This is a genomic window from Streptomyces sp. NPDC096205, assembly GCF_044763135.1.
Classification (GTDB): Bacteria; Actinomycetota; Actinomycetes; order Streptomycetales; family Streptomycetaceae; genus Streptomyces.
Map to the genome: position 1 here is coordinate 410,465 of NZ_JBIWFS010000010.1, position 24,058 is coordinate 434,522.

The window sequence follows — 24,058 nt, forward strand, 5'->3', positions numbered from 1 at the left end:
AGCGTGGGCGGCGCCACCGGTGCCGCCCACGCCCCTGCCGCAGACCGCAGACCGCCGACCGCCGACCGCACCCGACCGGAAGGACCCGCCCCATGGTGACCGGCCCGTCGTCTCCCGCCGGGGCCTGCTGGTTCCTCGTCTTCCCGGACACCGACGCCGTCGCAGCACTCGCCACGCGAGCCCGCTCCCACGGCACCCGGGAAATCCCGCATCCGTCCGGCCGGCCCTGGCTGATCGGCCGTTGGCCGGACCACGCCGTGACGAAGGCAGCGTGCGGACCCGCCCGGCTGACCGTGCTCGGGCAGCACGCGGTGACGCCGGAAGACGCAGCGCGCGCGGCACGCACCGGATCACCCGAGGCCGCCGACGCGTACGCGAGGAAGTGGCCCGGCAGCCACCATCTGATCGTCAGCTTCGACGGCAGGACGCTGGTCCGCGGCACCGTCACCGGCGTCCGCAGCGTCTTCGCCGCAGAGGCTCCCGGAACCCACGGCGCCCACCTCGTGTCCGACCGTGCCGACGTCCTGGCCGACCTGACCGGCGCGGACCTCGACGAGGGCCGTCTGGCCGTCCAGTTGCTCAGTCCCGGCATCCTGCACCCCCTGACCGTCCAGACGGTCTGGCGCGGCGTCGACGTCGTGCCCGGCGACCGGCGCGTACTGCTCGACCGTGACGGACGCCTGCGTACGAGCCGCTGCTGGAGCCCGCCGCCGGCCGGACTGTCGCTCGCCGAGGGCGCCCGGCTGGTTCGGGAACGGCTCGCCGACGCGGTCACCGTACGGATCGCGGGCCGCGGACTGATCAGTGCCGACCTGGGCGGCGTCGACTCAACGGCAGTGGTGGCCACAGCCGCCCGCGCGGGCGCGAAGACCGTCGCCTACACCGCAGCCGTCCACGACGTTCTCGGCGACGACGTCACCTACGCGCGGCGCACGGTGGAGGCGCTGGACGCGGTGGAACACCATGTGGTGCCCGCGACCGCCGTACCCCTGACCTTCGACCGCGTCGACACGCTCGACGACGACCTCGACACACCGTCGCTGTACACGGTCAACCGACACCGGCGGATGTACATCGTCGAGCGGGCCGCGGAGCGCGGCTCCCCGCTGCACCTGAGCGGAATGGGCGGCGACGAACTCTTCAGCGGCGCCTCCGCCCACGTCCACGGCCTGCTGCCCCGCCATCCCCGTACGGCCTGGCGGCTCGCCCGCGGCTTCGCCTCCCGGCACCGCTGGTCCCGCCGCACAGCCCTGGCCCAGCTCCTGGACCGCCGCCCGTACGGATCATGGCTGGCGCGCGTCGCGCACGACCTCACCCTCCCCCAACCCCCCATGTCCGTCCCCCTGTTCACCTGGGGCACCCCGCCGCGGCTGCCCCCGTGGGCCACCGGGCGGGCCGTCGAGGCCGCGCGCGAGCTGATCCAGCGGCAGGCGCGGGATGCGCAGCCACTCAGCCCCGGCCACGGCGGGCACCGGGAACTGGCCACCCTGCGCACCCTGGCCCGCTTCGCCCGGCACGTCCAGCAGATGTCCGAACCCCTCGGCGTCACCTTCGCCGCCCCCTACTACGACGACCAGCTCGTCGAGGCCGCCCTCGCCGTCCGCCCCCGGGACCGGGTGACGCCCTGGCAGTACAAGCCACTGATCGCGGAGGCCATGCGGGGTGTCGTCCCCGACGCCAGCCGCCACCGGACCACCAAGGCGCACGCCGCATTCGAGGAGGAGACCGGGCTGCGCCGCCATCGCTCCTCGCTGCTCGCCCTCTGGGAGGAATCGCGGCTGCACGAGCTGGGTCTCGTCGACGTGGCGGCCCTGCGCGACTGGTGCCTTCGGCCCCTCGCCGCCGATCTGGAGAGCGCGCTGCTGCATCCGACCGTCGGCTGCGAGGTATGGCTGCGTACCCGCGAACGAAACAGCAGCCCGCTGCTGCCGGCGAAAACCGACATGGGAGGTCTTACGGCATGACGATGAACCTGCGCCCCGGAGTGGTGACGGCCGACACCGAGTACGGCATGGCCCTGCTCGACCAGAACAGCGGCGAGTACTACACGCTCAACCCCACGGCGGCACTCATCGTACGGACCCTGCTGGACGGCACGAGCAGGCAGCAGGCGGTGACGACGCTCACCGACCGGTACGACGTAAGTGCCGAGCAGGTCGAGGAGGACATCACCCGCATCCTCGAGGAACTGCGCACCGCGAAGCTCCTGACGGCCTGACCCGTCGCCCACCACCCTCCCCGTCCTCGCTTTCGACACCGTCCCCGTCCCGGAGGATTGCCGCAGTGTCTACCTCGCAGGTCGTCCCGCACGATCCCCGCTCGGTGCCCCTCGGGCCGCGGCTGGTGACCCGGCTGGCCGTCGGCTGCGCCCACCTGCTCGCCCGGCAGCCCCCCGCCCGCATCCGTACGGTCCTCCTCCGGCTGCGCCGCGGAGCCCGCCCCGCGACCCTCGCCGAGGCCGCCCGCGCGCGCCGGACCGTCCTCGCCGTCAGTCTGGCCGCCGGCGGCCAGCAGGGCTGCCTGCCCCGCTCCCTCGCCACCGTGCTGCTGTGCCGCCTGCGCGGTCAGTGGCCGACCTGGTGCGTCGGCGTACGCACCCATCCGCCGTTCGCCGCGCACGCCTGGGTGGAGGCCGAAGGCGTCCTGGTCGGCGAGGACGCACCCGCCGATTACTTCCAACGGTTCATCACGGTGGACTGAGGGCAGGAGACGGAGCGCCGACCGCTCCGGGCCATCCCTCGAGGGAGGCGAGAGCACTCAAGTAGCGCAGTAGGACGGCCAGTTCGCCCTCACTGAACTGAAGCCGGCCTGCGCCTCCACCTGTGCGAGGGGCATGAAGCAGGTGCGTGCGGCAGCCCGCGCGCCTTCAGCGTGGTGCGAGTGGCCGAAAGACGTGCGGACGACGACAAGGGCGAACCCTCCCGCCGCATCGGTCGGCAGCTCTCTGACCTGCTGGGTTCACAGGAAATGGGCGAGCGGCACGGGTACGCACAGACCTCTTGCGCGACGGCGTCATTCGGCCTTCTACTGTCCTTCACGTTCTCGTCCCTCGCGCAGCAGGGACCGTGGCGCATCCTTACGTCCTTCGCACCGGGAAGCCGGTGGCAGGCGACACCTCCTTCCCAGAAAGACCGAAGGCCCCGTGCCCGTACCCGTCGTGCTCACCGGCCGCCTGACGCGGCTGGAGCCCCTCGCAGCGCACCATGTCGAAGGCCTGGCCCAGGCCGGAGCCGAGGACCGTAGCTCGTACGCGTTCACTCCCGTCCCCCACGGCGTGGACTCGGCTCGCGGCTACGTGGAACGGGCACTCGCCGAGCAGGCGGCCGGCCGGGCGGTACCGTTCGCCGTGGTCCGTGCCGACGACGGACGCGTCGTCGGCTCGACCCGCTTCCAGGAACTCGACTACTGGCAGGGCCCGCTGATGTGGCCCCCGGTGTCCGGTGTGCCCCACGGCGACCCGGTCACCGCCGTCCCCGACGCCGCCGAGATCGGCAACACGTGGCTCGCTCCGCACGCCCAGGGCACCGGGATCAACACCGAGGCCAAGCTGCTCATGCTGCGCCACGCCTTCGACACATGGCGGCTGCGCCGCGTCTCCTTCCGCGCCGACGCCCGTAACGTGCGCTCGCGCGCCGCGATCGAGCGCCTCGGCGCCACCTGCGAAGGTGTCCGCCGGGCGCACTCACGGGGCCTGGACGGCGTCGTGCGCAGCACCGCGTTCTACTCGATCCTGGACGAGGAGTGGCCGGCCGTCCGCGCCGTCGTAGAACTGCGGCTGAGCGCGGGACGGTCCGGAGCGGCCTGCGACCTCGCCCTGGGTGATGCCGACCCCCGGCCGCGTGGCCGCGATGACCGGCTGATCCCGGCCTAGCCGACCGCTGTGCGCTGATCACCCTGCCGCGCACGGGACCGCGGACCGTGCTCACGTCCCTTCGCCGTGGGTCCGGGACGCGGTCCTGACGATGTTGCGAGCCATACCGCCGAAGACGGCCGCGTGGAACGGCGCGACGCTCCACCAGTACAAGTGCCCGAGCAGCCCATGGGGATGGAACAGGGCCCGCTGGCGGTAGCGGACGGCGCGACCGTCGCCGCCGTCCACCCGCATCTCCAGCCAGGCCAGTCCGGGCAGCCGCATCTCGGCGCGCAGCCGCAGCAGCCGCCCGCGCTCGATCTCCTCCACCCGCCAGAAGTCCAGCGAGTCACCTGCCCGCAGTCGGCGCGCGTCCCGTCGGCCCCGCCGCAGTCCCACTCCCCCGAACAGGCGGTCGAGGCGGCCGCGCACCGCCCAGGCCAGCGGGAAGGAGTACCAGCCGTTCTCCCCGCCGATCCCTTCGATGACCTGCCACAGCGCGGCGGGCGGCACGTCGGCCTCGCATTCACGGACGTCCGTGTACAGGCTGCCGCCGGCCCAGTCCGGGTCGGTGGGCAGCGGATCGCTCGGGGCGCCCGGCACCGAGGCCGACGACCAGCGGGTGCTGACCTGGGCCTCCCGGACCCGTTGCAGCGCCAGGGTGACGGCGCGGTCGAAGTCGAGAGGGTGACCGGGTGGGCTGGGCACATACCGTTCGATGTCCCGCTCCTGGCACACGACCTCGTGGCGCAGGGACTCCGTCAACGGGCGGGCGATGGAGGCCGGCACCGGGGTGACGAGACCGACCCAGTGGCTGGAGAGGCCGGGCGTGAGCACGGGCACGGGCACGATGAGCCGCCGCGGCAGCTCGGCGACGGCGGCGTACCGGCGCATCATGTCCTCGTACGTGAGCACGTCCGGCCCACCGATGTCGAAGGTGCGGTTGACGTCGGCGGGCAGACCGGCGCAGCCCACCAGGATGCGCAGCACGTCCCGCACGGCGATCGGCTGGATGCGGGTGTGGACCCAGCGCGGGGTGATCATCACCGGCAGCCGCTCGGTGAGGTAGCGCAGCATCTCGAAGCCGGCGGATCCCGAGCCGATGATGACGGCGGCCCGCAGGACGGCGGCGGGGACGCCGCAGTCCATGAGGATCCTGCCGACCTCGGCGCGCGAGCGCAGATGCGGGGACAGGCCCGACTCGGCCACGCCCGCGGGGGTGAGTCCGCCGAGGTAGACGATGCGGCGAACGCCGGCCCGGCGGGCCTGCTCACCGAAGACGCGGGCCGCGTCCCGGTCGGTCCGCTCGAAGTCATGGCCGGTGCCGAGCGCATGCACGAGGTAGTAGGCCACGTCCACGCCGTCCATCGCCCTGCCCACCGAGGCGGCGTCGGTGACGTCGCCCTCGACGATCTCCACCCGGCCGGCCCACGGGTGGTCGCGCAGCTTGGCCGGGGTGCGGACCAGGCAGCGCACCCGGTGGCCCGCGGAGAGCAGTTCCGGCACCAGCCGCCCGCCGATATAACCGCTCGCACCCGTCACCAGACAGGTCAGGGCACCCGCCGCCGGCGCGTTCACGTTCGAGTCGGTGATCTGCTCGTCGTCCATGGTGCCGCCCTCGGGCTGCCGTACGTCCGCCGGAGCCTCGTCGTATCGGCCTCGTCGCTCTCTTCCCTTCGAGCGTCCCAGCCGGATGCGTTCGCTGCCCGTCGGGGACGGCCGGACTCGGTGCTCGGTGCACGCGGCGGCCGCGCGGGAGCCCGACCCGCTCCGTCACCTCGTACGTCATGCAACGGCCGTGACATGGACGTGAAACGCAGAGCCGGATCCGGAATCAGTGAGCAAGTGTCCACAGGCGGACGGTCCGGTCTTCGCTGCCGCTGGCCAGCAGGTTTCCGTCGGGGCTGAAAGCCACGGAGTAGACGGCGCCGCGGTGACCGGTGGAGGGTCGGCCGGCGGGCGCCGGACTCCCGGATTCGCTCACCCGCCACAGGCGGATCGTCCCGTCGCTGCTGCCGCTGGCCAGGACACGTCCATCTGGGCTGAACGCGACCGTCTCGACGGAGTCCTTGTGACCGGTGGCGTCTCCCAGGAACACAGGATTCGCGGAGTCGGTCACCTTCCACAAGCGGATCATCCGGTCACCGCTGCCACTGGCCAGCAGGTGCCCGTTCGGGCTGAACGCCACGCAGTAGACCCGGTCGGTGTGACCGATGAGGGGCGGGCCTACGGGCGCCGGAGGGTCGGCCACGTTCCACAGCCGGACGGCGTGGTCGGAGCCGCCGCTTCCCATGACGCTCTCGTCGTGGCTGAACGCCACCGACAGGACGGCGTCCGTGTGACCGACGACGGGCGGTCCGACGAGCTCAGGACGTGCCGGGTCGGTCACGTTCCACAGGCGGATGGTGCGGTCGCCGCTGCCACCGGCCAGCAGCTCCCCGCTCGGGCTGAAGGCCACCGAGAAGACGGCGTCCGTACGACCGGTGGCCGGCGTACCGAGACGCACCGGCTTCGCCGGGTCGGTCACGTCCAGCAGCCGGACGCTCCGGTCGGCGCCGGCGTCGGCCAGGAGGTTTCCGTCGGGGCTGAAGGTCACGGAATAGACCGTGTCGGTGTGGTCGGAGGAGGACGGGCCGAGGGGCTCGGCCTGTGCGGGTTCGGACAGGTCCCAGAAGCGGACCGTCCGGTCGACGCCGCCACTGGCCAGCACGCGCCCGCCCGGCCGGAAGGCCACCGAGTGGACAGCGTCCGTGTGGCCGAGCAGCGGCTGTCCCAGGGGGGTCATCGGCGCTCTGGTCGCCGTGTTCGAGGCTCCGCCGCTCGGCGTCTTCGTGTCCGCCACCGTCGAGGGGCGAGCGGGACGTCCGTCGAGGGTCAGGATGCTGTTGCCGATGGTCAGTCCGACGGCGGCGACAGCGGTCAGCAGGGTGCGCCGGTCCAGCCGTGGCGGCAGTTGTCCGGGAGAGGCTTCCGAGAGCCCGTCGAGCAGCTTCTTGCGGTGGTCGGGGTGGGCGGCGTTCAGGGCGAAGGGAAAACGGCGTGCGTCGCGGGCCCCGCTGTCCACCGGCGTGGGCAGGTCGTTCTTCCGTAACCGGGCGCGCAGTTCGAGAAAGATCCGCTCCATGGGCAGGGTCGGCGCCGAAAACTCGGGGACGCCGTTCGACACCACCTGGAGAAAGGCGTCGGTGAAGCAGGTCAGTGTCCCGTTCAGGGGCGTCTTGGCCTTTTCGTACTTGCCGCTGGCACCGATGACGTACACACCGTCGATCGGGTAGGTCTCCCCGAAATCGGCGGACTGGAAAAGGTAGTTGGACTGGTTGGAGAGTTCGGCGTGACAGCAGTCCAGGAGAACCAGTTTGGTCGCCGCCCGGCAACGGCGAAGGATCTTGGCGAGGTTCTCATAGAGCATGGCGGTGTGCGGCAGCACTTCCCAGTCCGGGTCGGTATTGCCCATCGTCAGGGCGAGTTGCCCGTCGCTGGTGCGCATGCCGTGGCCGACGTAGTACACCAGCAGTACGTCCTGGGTGTCGCGGATCGGCTCGATCACCCTGCGCGCCAAGTCGTCCGGGGACGCCACGTCCACCAGCGACATGACGCGGTCGGGCGGCCATCCGCACAACTCGCCGGTGAGCAGCTCCGCCATCGCGGTCACACACTCGGCTGCGGGCAGATCAGGGATGCGGTCGTCCGCGTAGACGCCGTTGCCGATGAGGATCGCGCGGGACCGGCTCAGGTCACGGTCCACCCAGCAGTTCCTCCAGGACGGGCCAGACCTCTTCGAAGGTGTCGGCGGTGACCTTCAGCCGGACGTTGCCCTGCCGGACCTTCAGTACGAAGCCCGGCCTGCGGGACTCCAGCAGCGACTTGACGATCCCCAGGAACACCGCGACGGCGCCGCCCGACGCGCAGGTCACCGTCAGCAGATCCACGACCGAGCCCTGCTCTCCGGGCTCCATCGGCACAGGGACCGCGTCCGCCTCGATCCCGCTGACGCCCTGCAACTCGCTGTAGAGGATGTCGAAATCGTCCGGGTCCTCAGCCGAGACGTCGATCGCGTGCACCCGCGCCCCCTTCGAGACTGGCGTCCACCCAGCCATCATGATGTCCCCATGGACCCGACTCCGTAACCCGCACGCCTGCACGCCTGTATGCACCTGGGCCCCCGCCCCGGCACGACGCGCGCAGCCACGCCGACCATAGAGGCACTGTGATCGCCGTATCCGCAGGAGATCGGAACGTCCTCGAAATTGCTCACACCTGACCGGGTACGGCCAGCAGGCGTCATGCGGCGACGCCGGCGGTGCGCGCGGCGGCGCCCAGTGCCTCGGCGACCCGCTTGACCACGTCCAGCTCGACGCCCTCCTCCAGGATGAATCCGCAGGAGAGGTAGGCGGCCCGGGCCCCGCTCATCGCGAGGTCGTTGACCGTGCCGTTGACGGCCAGGTCGCCGATCGACCCGCCGGGGAAGAACAGCGGCCGCACCACGTAGGAGTCCGTGGAGAAGGCCAGCCGGGCTCCGCCCAGGGAGAGCACGGCGGCATCGCTCATCTGGGAGAGCACCTCGCCGCCGTAGGCGGGGGCGAAGATCTGCTGCACCAGCTCGGCGGAGAGGGCACCGCCACCGCCGTGCCCCATGACGACGCGCGGCCGGTCGCGCAGGGGGGCGGGGCACGTCCACCCTTCCACGTCGAGCGGTGCGGCGCGGAGATCGCGATGCGTCATGACGCTCACGGGGCAAGGGCGCCAACCAGTCGCTCGCCTCGCCTCCGCACGGCGCATGCGTCAGGTCGGGCCGATCTGGGCGTGGAGGTGGGTGGCGTGCGCCTCGCGGCCGTGGGGGCCGCCGACGTCCGACGTGGGGTGGTCGGGCGACATGACACAGCTGGTCTCGCCAGGGGTCGTGAACGGCCCCGGGTCGAAGGGGGTCTTCGTGCGGTCCTGGTACTGCGTGGCGAACCACACGTACAGGTCGAAGAAGAAGGATGTGACCGTGGTGTCGGCGGGGAGGATGCCGAGGTCGTCGACGGCGGCGAGGCGGTAGGTCAGGCGAGGCACGCTGCCGGAAGGCCACTGTGGCAGGATCCCGCTGGGCCTGCCTGGGGCGGGGACGGGCTTGCTCGCCCAGTGGTCGAAGACGTGGACGTCCCGGACCACGCCCGCGTCCGTGAGACGGACACCGACGAGGTCGATCGCCCGTCCGTCCGTGTGGCAGTCGGTCCGTACGGCGCTTCCGCTGATGCCTGCGTGGTGCACCTCACTGACGTTCCAGTCCGACGACAGGAACTGCGCCAGCCGCACCAGGCCGGCCGCATGCCGGACATCCAGGCCGGCCAGGACGGGAGTGGAAGAGCCGACGGCGACTCTCCGGGCCGACGGGTCAGGTGTGAAGCGGAACGTGACACCCGCGATGACGTGATCCAGCGTCACACGAGGTATCGGCGTGGGCACGACCACTCCACCCGCTGGTGAGAGGGCCGGTGCCGGCGACATCACGACTGTCCCCGACACATGGTGGCCGGCCACTTCGCGGTAGGCCATGTCGGGCGTGAGCGCGCGGACGGGAGGAGGGGGCGGACCGAACGGGAGCGTGGCCAGGGACAGGGGCTGCCCCACGAGAGCGGCCGCCGCCTGCTGGGCCAGCCACTGGCTGCCCGTTTGGACCGAGGCCAGGACGGCCGGCCAGTCGGCGAGCACCGGCTGGGCCAGCAGGGAGCTCAGCTGATCCCCCAGGCGTGCGGCCGGGGCGGTGGGTCCCGTGAAGGCCTGGTCCGGGGCGGCCAGGGCGTCGCGCGCGGCCTCCGCCGTGACAGGGCCGTCCACACCGAGCAGCTGCGCGGGCGTGTGGGCAGTGACCGTCCCTCCCTCGCTCACTTCCAGGAGAGCGTTCAGTCCGACTGCGGACAGCAGCAGGTTCACGTCCTCATGGGCGACGCCGTTCAAGGAGATTGCGGGTCCTTCGGGTCCGACGCAGCCGGCGACGCCCGCCGGCTCGGTGGCGAACGCCTCGTCCAGGGCCCCCATGGTGTGCATGCCGACCTTGCCGTCCACACCGAGCCCCGGCGTGTTCTGCTGGAAGATTTCCACGGCCTCCGCGGTGAGGGGGCCGTAGAAGCCGTCGACCTCGACGGACACCCCCAGATCGGCAAGCGCCTGCTGCACCTGGCTGACGAAATAGCCTCTCTCGTTGGGCTGTTGCAGGAGCAGTACGCGGCTGCCGGCCAGGCACTCCTCCAGTTCGGTGGATCCATCGAATCTGATGCTCTTCATCGGCGTCTCCGTCCGGCCCACCGGTTCCGGCCGCCGCAGCGCCCTGTTCCCTGGTCACCCGGTGCGCGGGGATCGGCAGCGGCGCGCGTCACACCCGCTGCTTGTGGGCGGCACCGTGCAGGCGCCCGAGCTGTGATGTGTCGGGCGGCGGAGAACGGCGCTTTTCCTCGGGCACTGGCGTGGTCGTGATCAAGCAGTTCCGGCCGCCCTTCGGCACTCCCGAGCACCTTCCAGCGTAGAACTCCCTGCGGCAGATCGCAGCTCCGACCAGCGCAGGTCGAGGCCACAGGACTCACCACCGATGCACAGGCCCGCCGCCTTCGCGCAGATGCCGTGCACGACCTCGTACACCACTGCACGCGCTGGGGACCGGGGCAGATGCATACGGCAGCATTGCGCTGCACGGAGCAGCAGCTTCTGCCAGGTCGGCAGGGAGATGGCTGGTCGCTCTGCGCCTCGATGTAGGTGCAGGCGACATCGACCACAATGCGCCGTCCTCGCCCGGGTCCCGGCCTGCGGGGCCGGGCGAAGGGTGGAGGGGTCGCGACCTCGTTCGATGGGAGCCGGCTCAGATGGAGGGTCGGTCCCAGTGGACGAGTTCGGCCATCATCCTCAACTGGTCGGCCCGCGTTTCCATCTGCCGGTGACATCACTGGCGTAAGCGGCCATTCGCGATGCACATGGCCGACTGACGCGGACTCTGTGACCGGTGACGTGGCGGCGGTTACGCGTGCTGCCGGACAGGATGGGGCGCTCGCTGCGGCGATCGTCGCGCGGGTGGCTCCGGGGACGAGCTGCGGTGAACCGATGGCTGTGCGGCGAGGCCGACTGCCCACGGGCCGGGCCCGGCCGCCGGTTTGGTGCGGTCCCCGACCCGGCAAGGATCTCGCCCATGGAGCACATCACGCCCGACGAGTGGCACGCGCACTACACAGACGGCACGACCTTCAGCCCCCTCGGCGATACCGAAGCCCAGGTGCTCGCCGAGCATGTGGCCGTCCCTGCCGGCGGGCTCGCACTGGACGTCGGCTGCGGGCTCGGCGAACTCGCGCGCCACCTCGCGTCCGTCGGATACGGCGTGGACGCCGTGGACTTCGCCCCGGCCGCACTGGACCTCGCCCGGCAGAACGGGGAGGGCGTGCCGGGCGTCAGGTACCAGTGCTTCGACATCGAGCGCGACCGCCTGGAGGACCTCCCGCATCCGGCGTACGACCTGATCACGTTCCGCCTCAGCTGGGCCTTCGTCCACGACCGCACCCGGCTGCTGGCCCGCCTGCGCGAACGCCTACGCCCCGGCGGGACCCTCTGCGTGATCACGCCGCTCGCTGGGGCCGTGCCGGAGGGGCGTCGGCACATCGCGCTGGACGAAGGCGAGTTGGGGCTGCTGGGCACGGGCTGGGGGGTCGTCGAACAGTACGACGCGGAGGGGCTGGCGATCGTGCTGCTCCGTGACCCGGTTCCGGCCGAGGGCGGATACGCGGACAAGGGCCGGCCGTCCCCGCACGCCCTGACCGGCGCTGGGGTCGTCGTCACCGATCCGCGGGGCCGGGTGCTGCTGGGCTGGTCGGTACGCGGTGTCTGGGAGCTGCCCGGAGGCAAGAACAGCGCCGACGAGGACTTCCGGGAGGCAGCCGTAAGGGAGTTGGAGGAGGAGACGGGGCTCAAGGCCGACCCTGGGGACGCCCGGCTACTCGCCCTGCTGATGGACTCTGTGCACGGCATGCCCCGGCTGACGGCCGCCGTCCACGTCACCGCGTACACGGGCGAACCGGCCGTAGCCGAACCGCACTTGATCCACCGCTGGGAGTGGCACGACCCCGCCGACCTGCCCGCGCTCCCCCAGCCGCTCTTCACCCCCAGTGCCCATGTCATCGACATGGTCTGGCCGGGCCTGCTGCCGGACCTGCCGCCCGTGCACCGCTATCCGGTGGCCCCTGAGGCCCGCTAGGCCGTGCATCGAAACTGGATCTCGAGCTGATGAATGATCACGGACCATGGAACGGGCACCTGCCCCAACGCCTGTTGCGGACCGGCAGGAACCGCCGCAGCCGTGCCCACTCGGCATCCGTCAGATCGCCTCGCCCCATGTCCCTGTCAACGAGTCCGTCACGGAGTAGTCATGAACTGCTCACCCTCGGCGCCTGGTTCATCACGGCGAAGTGGCGTGCGCCCTGGCAGGCGTGCGCGCGCTGCTTGAGGCGGGGTACAGCCATCGCTCGGTTCAGAGCCAGGTCAACATGACCTACCGCTCCGTCAGCTCACCGACGCCGCGACGCCCAAGGAACTCTTCACCGGCCAGCGGCAGAACCGGCCCCCGTCCTGGACGACTACAAGACCTATCTCGACGAGGGCTGCACCACCGAGGCCGAAGAGCTCAAGCTCCAGACCGTCCGCACCCACCGCCCCGAACCAGGCCGTTTCGTTTGGATCACCGAACGCGACTCCATCAGAGCAATGCGGCTCAGGAGGCCACCCGGTGGCCAAGGCCGGCAGACAGGACTGGCGACGGCCGATGAGTTCCTCCATGATCCACAGTCATAGATCACGGTTGTCGTGCCGCGGCCGTGAGTGCGGTCGAAGCGCGCACCGACCGAATCTGCCGCCAGCTGGACACAAGACACCGAGGAACCTTCTAGATGCGCACGCTGATCAGCACTGCCTTCGTCTCGCTCGACGGCGTCGTGGAGGCCCCCGGCGGAGAGGCCGGTTACCGGAACGCCGGATGGACCTTCAAGGACATCGATTTCCTCCCCGAGGCGTTCGACATCAAGGGCCGGGAGCAGAAGGAGGCCACCGCGATGCTGATGGGCCGGACCAGCTACGAAGCATTCAGCCCGGTATGGCCCGACATGGCAGACTTCGCCGACTACAAGGTGATGCCGAAGTACGTCGTCTCCACCACCCTCACCGAGGACAACCTGGCGTCGAACTGGGGCGAGACGACCATCCTGCGTTCGCTCGACGACGTCGCCACGCTTAAGGACACCGAGGGCGGCCCTATCATCCTCCACGGCAGCGCCGCCTTGAACCAGTCCCTTTCGGACGCCGGTCTGATCGACCGTTACCACCTGCTGGTCTTCCCTCTCCTGCTCGGCGCGGGCAAGCGGCTCTTCAGTGCCACGGACAAGGACACCCAGAAGCTGAAGCTCGTCGAGCACCAGGTCTACGCCAACGGTCTGCAGAAGCAGGACTTCGACGTCGTCCACTGACCGGACTCCCGCCCTCGTCCTGCTATCGCCTCGCCGGACGCGGCACTCGCCGTAAGGCCCTGCTCGGCGAGCCTGGGATCGATGTGGAGCCCGACCAGGTAGATGGTCGCGGTCCTTTCGTAACGGATGGCAAGGTCGCAGGTGACCGGTTCGGACATGCGGTGTCAGCGTGCCGGGTGACGCCACCGCCCGGCAGCGTCCCGGGCGACCTCGACGCCGACCTCCACCACCCGCTCCGGCGTCACTCGCGTGACATGCAACTGCTCGCGCGAGCCCCACCCGGCGGAGAACTACCAGCCCGTCCAAGGGTGGCCGCCTGCGGCCGAAGCGAGGAGCGCGGCCGCCGCCCGGCCCGCAGACTGCGGGAGGGGCGTGCTGCGCCCGACGCAGCGCAGCCGCCCGTCGGAGTCGTAGCGGCCCAGCAGCGTGTTAGGAGCGGCCGCGGGCCGGTGAGCACTCCGACGGCAGGATCTCGGTCTCGCGCACCGTGCACTTGCCCATTCTGTGCACTTCGCAGGCCTCAAGCATGGGTCGCTCAACCTACCCCCGACTGCAGCCCTCCGGTGAGAGGCCCGTTGCGCCGGGGTGCGGGCGGAGACAGGGAATCACCGGTGCGAGTAGGGCCGGCTCGGCCACAGCCTGCCGGCCGGTCGGCGGGGACGGGCCCCGGAGGGGTTCCGGGCACGCGGACCGGCACGCCCAGGCGCCTGGGGCGGCACACGAGTGGTTTCGAACAGCCAATCGGGCGAGAGGCGACGGAGCTCTGCTTCGGGCCGGGAGAGAACCGGCATCCTCCCGGCGCGGACGCTCTCACTCGAGGGCGAACCCCAGGCCGCCCTCCCGGAAGGAACACAAGGCATGACTCAGTCACAGACCCGGACAGTAGGCAGTGTCGACGAGGTCATCGAACGGATGCAGGCCATCAAGGCGCAGCTGGATCCACGCGATGGCGTGGCCTGCTTCAACCGTATGTACCTGCGCGTCACGGAACTCGTCGGTCAGAACCTGGTCGCGGGCTTCTTCGAGGACCAGGCATTCATCGAACGCATGGATGTCATCTTCGCCGGGTTGTACTTCGACGCGGTCGACGCCGCAGCCAAGCGCCCCGCGGCGGCGGGCAACTGGGCAGCGCCCCTCCTGGGCGCTGCCCAGGCCGTCAACGGCCACTCGCAGACCCACGAAGCGTGGCAGCCCCTGTTCGACGCACGCAACAACCGCACCATCTGGCCCATCCAGTTCGCGTTCGCCGGCATGAACGCACACATCAACCACGACCTCGCACTCGCCGTCATCGACACCTGCACCGAACGCGGCACCACCCCGGACACCGCACCCGTCTACGCCGACTATCTGCGCGTCAACGAACTCCTCGCCAAGGTTGAGGCAGAGATCCGCGCGTCGTTCGAAGCCGAGCTGATCAAGGTCACCACCAAGGACGCCGAAACCCTGAAGCACATCCTGGGCGCCTTCAGCATCGCCCGCGCCCGCGACAGCGCCTGGGCAACCGCCCAGAGCCTGTGGCACCAGCGCAGCCTGCGCCCTTCCTACGACGCCACCCTCGCCACCGTCGCCACTGCAACCGCCACCATCGGCCGTGCACTGCTCGTTCCCGTCCTGCCCCCGGTCGAACAACCCGACGGCCACAACTGATCCCACCAGCTGCCAAACGACGTCCGGACGATCAACAGTCGTGCCGAAACGGCTCTCACGACCACGGATCTGGCCCCAGTCGGCGGCCAACTACTGCAACGCGGCGTTGCCCTCTTCCAGGAGGATCAGGAACCGTGGGCCGATGACGTTCGGGACGGCGTCGATGGCGAGCTGATCCGCGACGCCCTTGGAGCCTTGGGCGAGCGGACCTGAGCCAGTCCAGGCCGTCGGTCACACAACGGGGGACGAACCTGGTACCTGCATTCGGATGCCGTTCGATATCGGCAGCCTGGGGCGGACTCTGGGGGCGGCGGGGTGGGGTCAGCCGGGCCGGCTGCCGGGGACGGGCGCAGGAACCAGGCACACGCAGCCGCGGCCCGGCAGGCCGCCCTTTCGCCCGCGTACGGGTTGACCGTTGAATCGACCCAAGGGCATGCGAGAGCAACGCATGCCTCCTTGACGATGCCCTCGGTGTCCGTCCCCACCAACCGGGCGCGGACTGCCCGAAGACCCTCGGTTCGTTCGGTCGGGAGACGACGACCCGCCCGGACGCAATGCCCTCGGACGTGAGCTGGACGCCGGCCCGGGCGGTGGGGGCCAGGTGCAACTCCATGACCGTCCGGAAGATGAGCAGCATGACCGGCTGACACCTCGCACGCCTCCCGGCGCCGACTCGCGCGCCAGCCGAGATGAGCACAGCGCGGACCGCTCACCCGCCCTCCGCACGAAGCCCCGCCACACACCGGCGGGGCTTCACCATTGGCGCACGTCCCTGCCTGAGCTGAAGACAGCCTCGGCTGCCCCGGACCCGTGGGTTCGGGACAGCCGCCAGCGCGTGGCCGGCAGGGACTGCCGTAGGCCTTCTCAGACCCCGACGGGCTCGCCCGGACCAGGCACGCGACGGAAACGGAACGGCTCCGGATCGCGTCCGGGCTGGATGAACCAGCACTCCCCGGTGGCGTCGCCGGTGACGAGCCGGAGCACCGTGTCCGCGACGACTTCGGCCGGGATGATCGGCAGTTCCTGCTCGGCGAGCATGTCGCGCAGGTGGTCGATGATCCGCGACTCGGCGAACCCCGGGCAGACGGCGTTGAAGCGCACGTTCTCACGCGCGAGAGCCGGTCCCAGGGAGCGTGCGAGTCCCACGACCGCATGCTTGTTGGCCGCATACAGCGGATCCAGGGGCACCGCCGCCAGGCCCGCCAGGGAGGCGGTCGCCACGATCGCTCCTCCGCCGCGGGCTCGCAACGCGGGCAACACCGCATGGGTGCCGAAGACGACGCCGTCGAGGTTGGCGCCCATCGCGCGGCGGTAGCGCGCCAGGTCGAAGTCGTCGCCGAGGCCGCATCCGGTCGCCACTCCCGCGTTGAGGAACGCGATGTCGACGCCGCCGCACTGCTGCTGGGCGAAGTCCACCAGTGCCAGGTTGGCTTCGAGGTCGGAGACGTCGCAGGCACGGAAGTGGCCGTCGACCATCTCGGCCACCTCACGGCCGCCCTGTGCGTCGAGGTCGGCGACCACGACGCGCGCCCCCGCCTTCGCCAGCGCCAGGGCCGTGGCCCTGCCCAGTCCGCTGGCACCGCCGGTGACGATCGCCACCTTGTCCTGGAGCGCGAGCGCGCTCTCGGCGGCCGTCACGCCAGCTCCAGCACGAGCTTGCCGACGTTCTCGCCGCGGAAGAGCATCTGCAAGGTGTCCGGGAAGTCGTCCACGGTTCCCCTCACCACGTGTTCCTTGACCTTGATGCGACCGGCACCGATCCAGGCGGAGATCTCCTGGGCGGCCTCGCCGTACCGCTTGGCGTAGTCGAAGACCACGAAGCCCTCCATGCGAGCGCGGCGCACCAGCAGCGAGAGGTAGTTCGAGGGGCCCTTGACCGGAGTGGCGTTGTTGTACTGGCTGATCGCACCGCAGATCACGACGCGCGCGTGCATCGCCAGCCGGGTCAGGGCGGCGTCGAGGATGTCGCCTCCGACGTTGTCGAAGTAGACGTCGATGCCGTCGGGGGCGTGTCGTCGCAGCGCCTTGCGGACGTCCTCGGTGCGGTAGTCGATCGCCGCGTCGAAGCCCAGTTCGTCGGTGAGCAGCGCGCACTTCTCCGGTCCGCCGGCGATGCCCACGACCCGGCAGCCCTTGGCCTTCGCGATCTGACCCGCGATGGTGCCGACCGCGCCGGCCGCGCCGGACACCACGACGGTCTCGCCCTCCTGCAACGCTCCGACGTCCAGCAGGCCGAAGTAGGCGGTCATACCAGGCATGCCCAGCGCGCCGAGGTAGGTCGAGGGCGGGGCGAGGGAGGTGTCGATCTTCATGGCGCCCTTGCCGTCGGAGACCACGTACTCCTGGACCCCGAAGGTCCCGACCACGTGATCACCCGGCTGGAAGTCGGGGTGGTTCGACGCGGTGACCTCGATGACCGATCCGGCGCGCATCACCTCGCCGATGCCCACCGGCGGCAGGTAGGAGGGACGGTCGTCCAGCCAGCCCCGCATCGCGGGGTCCAGGGAGATGACGCGGGTACGGCCCGCGAACCGGCCCGGGCCCGGCTCGTCGACGGGCTCCGTACAGTGCTCCCAGTCATGGGGGTCGACCTCGCCCACGGGGCGGGCTGCCAGACGGATCTGGCGGTTGGTGGCAGACATCGCGCCTCCTGTCGTCACGGCTCCCCGCGACCATACCGACCAGTAGGTACGTCTGCTGCTGTGATCTCGGCCACAACGCCGCTCCCCGGCCGGGTGCCCGCGATGCACGGCGGTGTCGAACCATCACCCGACGCCACCTTTCGGTTGCAACGTCGAGCTCAAAACGTGATGCCCGACGGGCTTAGCAGGCATACCCACCAGTCGGTAACGTGCGCGGGCGCCGCACCACTCCCCCCTCGCCACCACCACCGCCGCCGCACCACTCCCCCCTCGCGCACACACCACCGCCGCCCCACTCCCCTCGCCCCACCCCCACGGAGCCGAGCCGCACCGGAAGGCCACCCGATGACATACCCCGACGACCAGCGGTACCCGCCGCAGTGGCCGCAAGCGCGGACCGAGCCCTACGGCCGCGCCCCTCGATACGAGCCGTACGGGCGGGATCCGCAGCAGGTCCCCCTCCAGTCCGGGTACGGCGACGTTCCGTACGACTGGTACGGGCAAGCCCCCCAGCCGGCACCGCACGCGCACGAGCCCCAGCCCACCAGCACCGACCTCGCCGCCCTCCGCTCGGCCTACCAAGTGCTGCGCCGCGTCTCCACGCTCACCGCGCTCGGTTCCTTCGTGGTGTACGTGCTGCTGTCCTGCTACGCACCGGATCTGATGGGATCCAAGATCATCGGGGAGCTGAGCCTGGGCATGTCCCTCGGGGTCCTGCAGCTCGTCGTCACCTTCGGGGCGGTCTCCTGGTACGGACGCAGCGCTCAACGCTCGGTGGACCCGTTGGCCCGCATCGTCAGAGAGCGGGCGGCCGGCCGGCACGCGGGGGTGGCGAGATGAACAACTTCAGCTCGGGGACGCAGGCAACCGTCCTCGTCCTCTTCGCCGCCCTGGTCACCGTCACGCTGCTGATGTGCGTGATGGCGGGACCGGACCGCGACGACCTCACGGACTTCTACACCGGCTACCGCTCGCTCACCCCGTTCAAGAACGGCCTGGCCATCGCGGGCGACTACATCTCGGCAGCCACGGTGCTCAGCACCACGGGCATCATCGCGCTCGCCGGATACGACGGCTACGTCCTCGCGGTCAGCACCGCCCTGTCGCTGGTGCTGCTGATGTTCCTGGCGGCCGAACCCCTGCGGAACACCGGCAGTTTCACCATGGGCGACGTCCTGGCCCGCAACATGCCCGGGCGGGCGGTGCGGATCGCAGCCAGCGTGGTGACGCTGGCGGCGACACTGCCCTTCCTCGTCGTGCAGCTCTCCGGGGCCGGGTCGCTGCTCACCTTCATCCTGGACATCCCGCACGGAGTGGGCGCCAGGACGGCGTGCATCGTCATGGTCGGCAGCCTGATGATTCTCTACGCGGCGCTCGGCGGTATGCGGGGAACCGCACTCATCCAGATGATCAAGATCGTCATCCTGCTCGGCACCAGCTGCGTCGTCGCCGCCCTGGTCCTCAACCGCTTCGACTGGAGCCCGGGGGCCCTGCTCAGAGCGGCCCAGCACGGCAGCGGCGCGGGCCCCGCCTTCCTCGAGCAGGGCCTGCAGCTGGGCACCTCGGCCGGCGACCGGCTGGATTTCGCCGGGCTCCAGCTCACCATCATCCTCGGCGTGGCCTGCCTGCCGCACATCACCATGCGTCTGTACTCCGCGCAGGACGTGCCCGCCGTACGTCGCTCCATGTCCTGGGCGGTCGGTACGGTCACCACGTTCTGCCTGCTCGTGATCGTCATGGGCACGGGCGCGGCGGCGCTGGTGGGCTCACAGAACATCATCGCCGCCGACCCGCAGGGCAGGACGTCGGTGCTGATGCTGCCGCAGGCGCTCGGCGGGGGCCCCGACTCCGCGGGCACGGCGGTTCTCTACTCGGCCGTGGCGGGCATGGTGTTCATCACCCTGCTGTCCTCGGTGGCGGGAATGACCCTGGCCGCGGCTTCGTCGCTCGCCCACGACCTGTTCGCCCATGCGGCGCGGCGAGGGCAGGCGGAGCCGCGTACGGAGATGACGGTTGCGGTGTGGACGAGCGTGGCCGTGGGAACCGTGGCCATCGCACTCGCCACCCTGGTCCAGAACTGGGACGTCGGCGTGTTGACCACTGCGGCCATCTGCATCGGAGCATCCGCGGTGGCTCCCGCGCTGACCTACTCCCTCTTCTGGCGAGGATTCACGCGCACCGGCCTGCTCGCCACCCTCTACGGCGGTACGGCCTGCGCGCTGGTGTTGATGGTCTTCTCCGAGGCGGTCTCGGGCACGCCGTCCGCCGTCTTCCCGAACGCCGACTTCCACTGGTTCCCCATGCAGTCCACCGGACTGGTCTCCATCCCGTTCGGTTACCTGGCGGGCTGGCTGGGCAGCCGTCTGGACCACCGGCTCCGGGCCGCCGACAGCCGGGAGAGCCGGCAGTCGTACGAGGAGAACGAGGCGCGTCTGCTCGCCGCGGCCGAGTGACGACGGTCGTGGCACAGTGGCGGTATGTGCGGCCGTTACACGTCCACCCGCAGTCCCCAGAACCTCACCAGTCTCTTCCACGTCACCGACTGGCGTCCCGACGAGACGCTCGCGCCCAGCTGGAACGTCGCGCCGACCGATCAGGTCTACGCGGTCCTGCAGCGCGTCTCCCGGGACGGCAGTGACGAAGTGCGCCGTGAGCTACGGGCGCTCAGGTGGGGCCTGGTGCCGTCGTGGGCGAAGGACCCGAAGGTCGGCTCCAGGATGATCAACGCCCGGGTCGAGACCGTGCACGAGAAGCCCGCCTACCGGCGCGCCTTCGCCGAACGCCGCTGCCTGCTGCCGGCCGACGGCTTCTACGAGTGGGAGCCGGTGAAGGACGAGAGATCAGGCAAGACCCGCAAACAGCCGTACTTCATCCACCCCGCCGACGGCCAGGTGATGGCCATGGCAGGCCTGTACGAGTACTGGCGCAACCCCGACGTCACCAGCCACGACGACCCCGATGCCTGGCTGATCACCTGCACGATCATCACCACCGAAGCCACCGACGAAGCCGGCCGCGTACACCCCCGCATGCCCCTCGCCCTCACCCCCAGCCACTACGACGCCTGGCTCGACCCCCACCACCACGACACGGAAGACCTCCGCGCCCTGCTCACCCGGCCCGCGGACGGCAAGCTCAACGCCCGGCCGGTCTCCACGGCGGTCAACGACGTCCGCAACAACGGCCCCCACCTCCTCGACACGGCCACCTGAACTCGCCGGTAGCCGGTTGGGGGCAGTTACGCCGACGCGTGACCTGTCACCGCGGGCCCTCCTCCCCGTCGGGACCGGAGGTGGCCTGTCCCAGGCCCCGGCGGATCGCGATCTCCACGGGTGAGTACGCGCCGTCGGCCCGCTCCAGTTCGTACGGCGCGGCCGGCATCAGCGGCGGCTGGGCCATGAAGCGCGGCCGCACCCCATGGTGCGGCTGTGCCGCGTGAACGAGGAACGGATGGCACAGGAAGACGTCACCCGGGGAACCGGTGGCGAGGGCGAGCGGCCGGTGGGCGGATGCCGCTACCAGGTCCGGCGCGATGGCCAGGCCGCTCGCGCCCTCCTCCCCGTACGGCTCCAGCACCTTCGGCACGTCGAGATGGGAGCCGACCCGGATCCGGGTCGGGGCGTCCTCCTCCCCCACCTCGCTGAACAGAAAGAGCATCAGCAGGGCCCGGCCGCGTGAGCGGAGATTGGTGAAGGGCCAGGTCTCGCCCTCGACCGCATAGCTGCCCTCGATGTGCCAGCCCGCGTCACCGGGCTCCTCCTCGTGCGGGAAGCGCAGCGGGAAGGTGCCGAGCGAGTAGCGCGGCTCCCAGCGCCCGGCGCCGGCCAGCAGGTCGTACGCCCGGTGCAGGGCCGGGGAGTTGGGTGCGGCGGCGAACGGTCCCTGCGCCATCCCGCCGACCCAGTGCACGGGCTGCGTCCACGTCTGCGGGTCGTCCGGGTCGCAGCCCGTCTCCCGCCACAGCAGCCGCGCGCAGCTCGCGGCCACGCGGGGCGCGACGGCGCCCTCCAGCTTGACGAAGCCGTCGCGCAGAAAGCGGGATACCAAGGTCGTGTCGTCCATGCCTGAATCGTGCGGCGCCGCCCGTCCCGGTCACCCGACACTTGCCGCACCGCTTTTCTCGGGTGCGGCGTGCCGGCCGCGCCTGATTGAATCGATGGCCGGGATCTTGGAGGCGAGCGTGCTGGAGCGGCTCAATCAGGCCATGGAGCACATCGAGCGGCAGCTCGACAGCTCCGTCGACGTAGGCGAGTTGGCGCGGGTCGCGGCCACTTCGGAGTACCACCTGCGGCGGATGTTCTCGGCGCTCGCGGGGATGCCGCTCTCGGAGTACATCAGGCGCCGGCGGCTGACCGTCGCGGGCGCGGAGGTACTGGCCGGTGACCGGACGCTGCTGGAGATCGCGGTGCGGTACGGATACGGCTCGGGCGAGGCATTCGCGCGGGCGTTCCGCGCGGTGCACGGCGTCGGGCCCGGCGAGGCGCGGCGCACCGGCGCGACGCTCAGCTCCCAGCCCCGGATGACCTTCCGCCTCATCGTCGACGGAAGCAGCAGCATGCGCTACCGCGTCGTGCACAAACCGCAGTTCAAGGTCGTCGGGGCCAAGGCCCGCGTCCCGCTCGTGCACTCGGGCCCGAACCAGGTGATCATCGACTTCGTCCGCGGAATCGGCAACGAGGCAAGCCAGCTGCTGGAGAAGCTGTCCGACCAGGAGCCGCACGGCATCCTCGCAGTCTGCGACAACCTCGATCCCAGCCGGGCGGAGGGTACCGACCTCGACTACTACCACGGGGTCGTCACCTCCGCGTCCGCACCCGAGGGCATGGCCACGCTGCCCGTACCGGCCGGGACCTGGGCCGTCTTCACCACCTCGGGGCCGGCACCGGAAGCGATCCAGGCACTGTGGCGGGATGTGTTCACCGAGTGGTTCCCGTCGAACCCGTACCGGAACCGTCCCGGCCCGGAGATCCTTCGTACGCGGATGTCGGCGGACGGCAGCGAGGCGGACGCCGAGCTGTGGCTGCCGGTGGAACGGCAGGCCGACTGATACTGGGACCCTTCCCTGGCCACCGCCACGTTGTTCCGACTGCGCCGAGGAGTAGCGACCGGGCAACGCGGACGAGATCACGCACTCACCCGCGCACTGCCTCGGTCGTCTTCTAGGGTCATCCGTATGATGATCGACACTGGGGCCGCCGGCTTGCTCTTCGAAGCCCTCCGGGCGGACGCCCTCACCAGCCCGGAGCAGCTGCGCGAGTTCTACCCGGAGCCGAACCCGAACGCGCTCCGCAAGGAGATCGACCACCTGACCGAGGAAACCCGGGCGCTGATCGGCTGTTCCTCGCTGGTGTTCATCGGCAGCGCGGACGCCGAGGGCCGGGCGGACGTGACGCCGCGTGGCGGCCCGGCCGGGTTCGTCTCGGTGCTGGACGAACGGACCTTGGTGATCCCGGACGCGACCGGCAACAAGCGGCTCGACACCCTGCACAACGTGCTGCAGACCGGACGCGTCGGCCTGCTCTTCCTCATCCCCGGCCGCCCGACCACCCTGCGCGTCAATGGCCGCGCCTGCGTCTCGGCGCGCCCGGAGCTGCTCGCCCAACTCACTCCCGTCGGAAAACCGCCGGTCACGGCGATTGTGGTGCAGGTCGAGCAGGTCTACCCGCATTGCCCGAAGTCGCTGATGCGCGCCAACGCCTGGCAACCGGAGCGGTGGGTGCCTGCTGACGCCCAGCCGACCAGCGCCGAGGTGACGCTGGCCCAGCTGAACCTGCCGGGCCTGACCGTCGACCAGATCGAGGAGGCCGAACGGGAGTCACTGCGCCTGCGTTACGAGTGAATACGGGCTGACGCGGCCCGGCCCCGGAGCCGCCCGGACGTGGTGCTGGGCGAACACGGCTCGAACGTCATCCCGTTGGAGGTTCTCAGTACGGAAACGGTGGTCGGTACGGCGCGTAGGTCTCACTCCGCTTTTCTGAACAGTTCCGACATCCCGTCCCCGGTGTCGGGGACCAGCCGGCCCGGGGCCTCTGGAGGAAGCAGCCCGATTTTGGTGGCCAGTTCGCGGCCGTGGACATCGACGGCGGCCTCGACCAGGCTCGCAAGTGCGTCGAGGGCGGTACGGGCGCGGGAGCGGGCGACGGCTGCGCAGCCGAGGGCGGCCAGGGCGGAGGGCCACCACCAGCAGGCGAGTACGGCGTAACCGACGGCCCAGGCCGCGAGGCGAGCAGCTCCGGCGAAGGAGTCGCGGGCCGACTGGATCTGTCGTACGCCCGTCTCGGGGAGGATGAGCCACAGGCGGGGCCAGAGCGCGGCGAGGTCGAGGCCGTAGACCATCTCCACGCGGTCGGCGGCGGCCTGCATCCGGTCGCCGTACCAGGTGGGACGGACCGGCTCACGGGGCGCGACCCGGTCGCGGGCCTCGGTGAGGGCCTCGATCC

21 protein-coding genes and 1 pseudogene are annotated in these 24,058 nt (G+C 70.7%); 12 read left to right on the forward strand and 10 right to left on the reverse strand.

The features are described from left to right. The first annotated feature begins 92 nt into the window (after positions 1-92). The 4 genes from ACIQ6Y_RS33810 (at position 93) to ACIQ6Y_RS33825 (ending at position 3,871) form a co-directional block, all read left to right on the forward strand. Positions 93-1,964 carry an asparagine synthase-related protein gene (locus ACIQ6Y_RS33810; protein WP_404044986.1) on the forward strand — a complete coding sequence of 624 codons (1,872 nt, stop codon included), beginning with the start codon at positions 93-95 and terminating at the stop codon, positions 1,962-1,964. Beyond that, positions 1,961-2,218 (forward strand): lasso peptide biosynthesis PqqD family chaperone, encoded by a 258-nt coding sequence (locus ACIQ6Y_RS33815; protein ID WP_404044989.1) that lies wholly within the window; start codon positions 1,961-1,963, stop codon positions 2,216-2,218. Before ACIQ6Y_RS33810 ends, ACIQ6Y_RS33815 begins: the two co-directional genes overlap by 4 nt. A 65-nt stretch (positions 2,219-2,283) precedes the next feature. Then, positions 2,284-2,700 (forward strand): lasso peptide biosynthesis B2 protein, encoded by a 417-nt coding sequence (locus tag ACIQ6Y_RS33820; RefSeq protein WP_404044992.1) that lies wholly within the window; start codon positions 2,284-2,286, stop codon positions 2,698-2,700. Positions 2,701-3,142: 442 nt separating this feature from the next. Further along, positions 3,143-3,871 (forward strand): GNAT family N-acetyltransferase, encoded by a 729-nt coding sequence (locus ACIQ6Y_RS33825; RefSeq protein ID WP_404044994.1) that lies wholly within the window; start codon positions 3,143-3,145, stop codon positions 3,869-3,871. A 51-nt stretch (positions 3,872-3,922) separates the two neighbouring features. On the opposite strand, the gene ACIQ6Y_RS33830 is transcribed toward ACIQ6Y_RS33825, so the two are convergent. The 5 genes and pseudogenes from ACIQ6Y_RS33830 to ACIQ6Y_RS33850 all read right to left on the reverse strand — a co-directional run bounded on the left by ACIQ6Y_RS33830 (position 3,923) and on the right by ACIQ6Y_RS33850 (position 10,117). After that, positions 3,923-5,458: an SDR family oxidoreductase gene (locus ACIQ6Y_RS33830; protein WP_404044997.1), complete on the reverse strand. Its 1,536-nt coding sequence runs from the start codon at positions 5,456-5,458 to the stop codon at positions 3,923-3,925. 226 nt (positions 5,459-5,684) lie between these two features. Then, positions 5,685-7,595, reverse strand: coding sequence for a caspase family protein (locus ACIQ6Y_RS33835; RefSeq protein WP_404044999.1), 1,911 nt, complete (start codon positions 7,593-7,595; stop codon positions 5,685-5,687). Next, positions 7,585-7,911 (reverse strand): hypothetical protein, encoded by a 327-nt coding sequence (locus tag ACIQ6Y_RS33840; RefSeq protein ID WP_404045002.1) that lies wholly within the window; start codon positions 7,909-7,911, stop codon positions 7,585-7,587. The genes ACIQ6Y_RS33835 and ACIQ6Y_RS33840 overlap by 11 nt, the downstream gene beginning before the upstream one ends. 229 nt (positions 7,912-8,140) lie before the next feature. Next, positions 8,141-8,572: pseudogene (locus tag ACIQ6Y_RS33845) on the reverse strand (AIR synthase related protein); the annotation flags it as partial. A 60-nt stretch (positions 8,573-8,632) separates the two neighbouring features. Beyond that, the gene (locus ACIQ6Y_RS33850) at positions 8,633-10,117 is read right to left on the reverse strand and encodes a peptidoglycan-binding protein (protein WP_404045004.1); all 1,485 of its coding nucleotides are present in this window, start codon (positions 10,115-10,117) and stop codon (positions 8,633-8,635) included. Positions 10,118-11,009: 892 nt separating this feature from the next. Here ACIQ6Y_RS33850 and ACIQ6Y_RS33855 point away from each other — a divergent pair. Then, complete coding sequence (locus ACIQ6Y_RS33855) at positions 11,010-12,065, forward strand: bifunctional class I SAM-dependent methyltransferase/NUDIX hydrolase (protein ID WP_404045007.1); 1,056 nt, start codon at positions 11,010-11,012, stop codon at positions 12,063-12,065. A 305-nt stretch (positions 12,066-12,370) separates the two neighbouring features. Here the strand turns inward: ACIQ6Y_RS33855 and ACIQ6Y_RS33860 are convergent, their stop codons facing one another. Next, positions 12,371-12,643 carry a hypothetical protein gene (locus ACIQ6Y_RS33860; protein WP_404045009.1) on the reverse strand — a complete coding sequence of 91 codons (273 nt, stop codon included), beginning with the start codon at positions 12,641-12,643 and terminating at the stop codon, positions 12,371-12,373. A 110-nt stretch (positions 12,644-12,753) separates the two neighbouring features. On the opposite strand from ACIQ6Y_RS33860, the gene ACIQ6Y_RS33865 reads away from it, so the two are divergent. Both ACIQ6Y_RS33865 and ACIQ6Y_RS33870 read left to right on the forward strand, forming a co-directional pair. Beyond that, on the forward strand, positions 12,754-13,326 hold the full coding sequence (locus tag ACIQ6Y_RS33865; protein ID WP_404045011.1) for a dihydrofolate reductase family protein: 573 nt from the start codon (positions 12,754-12,756) through the stop codon (positions 13,324-13,326). 858 nt (positions 13,327-14,184) lie between these two features. Continuing rightward, complete coding sequence (locus tag ACIQ6Y_RS33870) at positions 14,185-14,976, forward strand: DUF5995 family protein (RefSeq protein ID WP_404045014.1); 792 nt, start codon at positions 14,185-14,187, stop codon at positions 14,974-14,976. 864 nt (positions 14,977-15,840) lie between these two features. Here the strand turns inward: ACIQ6Y_RS33870 and ACIQ6Y_RS33875 are convergent. Together ACIQ6Y_RS33875 and ACIQ6Y_RS33880 are read right to left on the reverse strand one after the other, a co-directional pair. After that, positions 15,841-16,614, reverse strand: a complete 774-nt coding sequence (locus ACIQ6Y_RS33875; RefSeq protein WP_404045016.1) for an SDR family NAD(P)-dependent oxidoreductase — start codon at positions 16,612-16,614, stop codon at positions 15,841-15,843. Next, positions 16,611-17,618: an NADP-dependent oxidoreductase gene (locus ACIQ6Y_RS33880; RefSeq protein WP_404045019.1), complete on the reverse strand. Its 1,008-nt coding sequence runs from the start codon at positions 17,616-17,618 to the stop codon at positions 16,611-16,613. Before ACIQ6Y_RS33880 ends, ACIQ6Y_RS33875 begins: the two co-directional genes overlap by 4 nt. 345 nt (positions 17,619-17,963) lie before the next feature. On the opposite strand from ACIQ6Y_RS33880, the gene ACIQ6Y_RS33885 reads away from it, so the two are divergent. Genes ACIQ6Y_RS33885 through ACIQ6Y_RS33895 form a run of 3 tightly spaced genes read left to right on the forward strand, consistent with a single transcriptional unit; the run spans position 17,964 to position 20,830 of the window. Next, a complete protein-coding gene (locus tag ACIQ6Y_RS33885; RefSeq protein WP_404045022.1) occupies positions 17,964-18,458 on the forward strand; it encodes a DUF485 domain-containing protein in 495 nt (164 codons plus the stop codon). Further along, positions 18,455-20,071 (forward strand): cation acetate symporter, encoded by a 1,617-nt coding sequence (locus ACIQ6Y_RS33890; protein ID WP_404045025.1) that lies wholly within the window; start codon positions 18,455-18,457, stop codon positions 20,069-20,071. The genes ACIQ6Y_RS33885 and ACIQ6Y_RS33890 overlap by 4 nt, the downstream gene beginning before the upstream one ends. Before the next feature lie 24 nt (positions 20,072-20,095). After that, positions 20,096-20,830, forward strand: coding sequence for an SOS response-associated peptidase (locus ACIQ6Y_RS33895; RefSeq protein WP_404045027.1), 735 nt, complete (start codon positions 20,096-20,098; stop codon positions 20,828-20,830). Positions 20,831-20,876: 46 nt separating this feature from the next. On the opposite strand, the gene ACIQ6Y_RS33900 is transcribed toward ACIQ6Y_RS33895, so the two are convergent. Then, on the reverse strand, positions 20,877-21,680 hold the full coding sequence (locus ACIQ6Y_RS33900) for a phytanoyl-CoA dioxygenase family protein (RefSeq protein ID WP_404045030.1): 804 nt from the start codon (positions 21,678-21,680) through the stop codon (positions 20,877-20,879). Positions 21,681-21,798: 118 nt separating this feature from the next. Between ACIQ6Y_RS33900 and ACIQ6Y_RS33905 the strand changes: the two genes are divergently transcribed. Together ACIQ6Y_RS33905 and ACIQ6Y_RS33910 are read left to right on the forward strand one after the other, a co-directional pair. Further along, positions 21,799-22,665, forward strand: a complete 867-nt coding sequence (locus ACIQ6Y_RS33905; protein WP_404045132.1) for a GyrI-like domain-containing protein — start codon at positions 21,799-21,801, stop codon at positions 22,663-22,665. Positions 22,666-22,791: 126 nt separating this feature from the next. Continuing rightward, positions 22,792-23,457, forward strand: a complete 666-nt coding sequence (locus tag ACIQ6Y_RS33910) for an MSMEG_1061 family FMN-dependent PPOX-type flavoprotein (protein ID WP_404045033.1) — start codon at positions 22,792-22,794, stop codon at positions 23,455-23,457. A 122-nt stretch (positions 23,458-23,579) separates the two neighbouring features. Here ACIQ6Y_RS33910 and ACIQ6Y_RS33915 read toward each other — a convergent pair whose 3' ends face one another. Beyond that, entirely contained in the window at positions 23,580-23,981 is a 402-nt protein-coding gene (locus ACIQ6Y_RS33915) for a hypothetical protein (protein ID WP_404045035.1), read from the reverse strand. Positions 23,982-24,058: the final 77 nt, after the last annotated feature.

Coding starts and splice junctions, on each gene's coding strand:
- ACIQ6Y_RS33810 (WP_404044986.1), top strand. CDS start 93: ATGGTGACCGGCCCGTCGTCTCCCGCCGGGGCCTGCTGGTTCCTCGTC.
- ACIQ6Y_RS33815 (WP_404044989.1), top strand. CDS start 1,961: ATGACGATGAACCTGCGCCCCGGAGTGGTGACGGCCGACACCGAGTAC.
- ACIQ6Y_RS33830 (WP_404044997.1), bottom strand. CDS start 5,458: ATGGACGACGAGCAGATCACCGACTCGAACGTGAACGCGCCGGCGGCG.
- ACIQ6Y_RS33850 (WP_404045004.1), bottom strand. CDS start 10,117: ATGAAGAGCATCAGATTCGATGGATCCACCGAACTGGAGGAGTGCCTG.
- ACIQ6Y_RS33855 (WP_404045007.1), top strand. CDS start 11,010: ATGGAGCACATCACGCCCGACGAGTGGCACGCGCACTACACAGACGGC.
- ACIQ6Y_RS33860 (WP_404045009.1), bottom strand. CDS start 12,643: ATGGAGGAACTCATCGGCCGTCGCCAGTCCTGTCTGCCGGCCTTGGCC.
- ACIQ6Y_RS33865 (WP_404045011.1), top strand. CDS start 12,754: ATGCGCACGCTGATCAGCACTGCCTTCGTCTCGCTCGACGGCGTCGTG.
- ACIQ6Y_RS33870 (WP_404045014.1), top strand. CDS start 14,185: ATGACTCAGTCACAGACCCGGACAGTAGGCAGTGTCGACGAGGTCATC.
- ACIQ6Y_RS33880 (WP_404045019.1), bottom strand. CDS start 17,618: ATGTCTGCCACCAACCGCCAGATCCGTCTGGCAGCCCGCCCCGTGGGC.
- ACIQ6Y_RS33885 (WP_404045022.1), top strand. CDS start 17,964: ATGACATACCCCGACGACCAGCGGTACCCGCCGCAGTGGCCGCAAGCG.
- ACIQ6Y_RS33890 (WP_404045025.1), top strand. CDS start 18,455: ATGAACAACTTCAGCTCGGGGACGCAGGCAACCGTCCTCGTCCTCTTC.
- ACIQ6Y_RS33895 (WP_404045027.1), top strand. CDS start 20,096: ATGTGCGGCCGTTACACGTCCACCCGCAGTCCCCAGAACCTCACCAGT.
- ACIQ6Y_RS33900 (WP_404045030.1), bottom strand. CDS start 21,680: ATGGACGACACGACCTTGGTATCCCGCTTTCTGCGCGACGGCTTCGTC.
- ACIQ6Y_RS33910 (WP_404045033.1), top strand. CDS start 22,792: ATGATGATCGACACTGGGGCCGCCGGCTTGCTCTTCGAAGCCCTCCGG.
- ACIQ6Y_RS33915 (WP_404045035.1), bottom strand. CDS start 23,981: ATGCAGGCCGCCGCCGACCGCGTGGAGATGGTCTACGGCCTCGACCTC.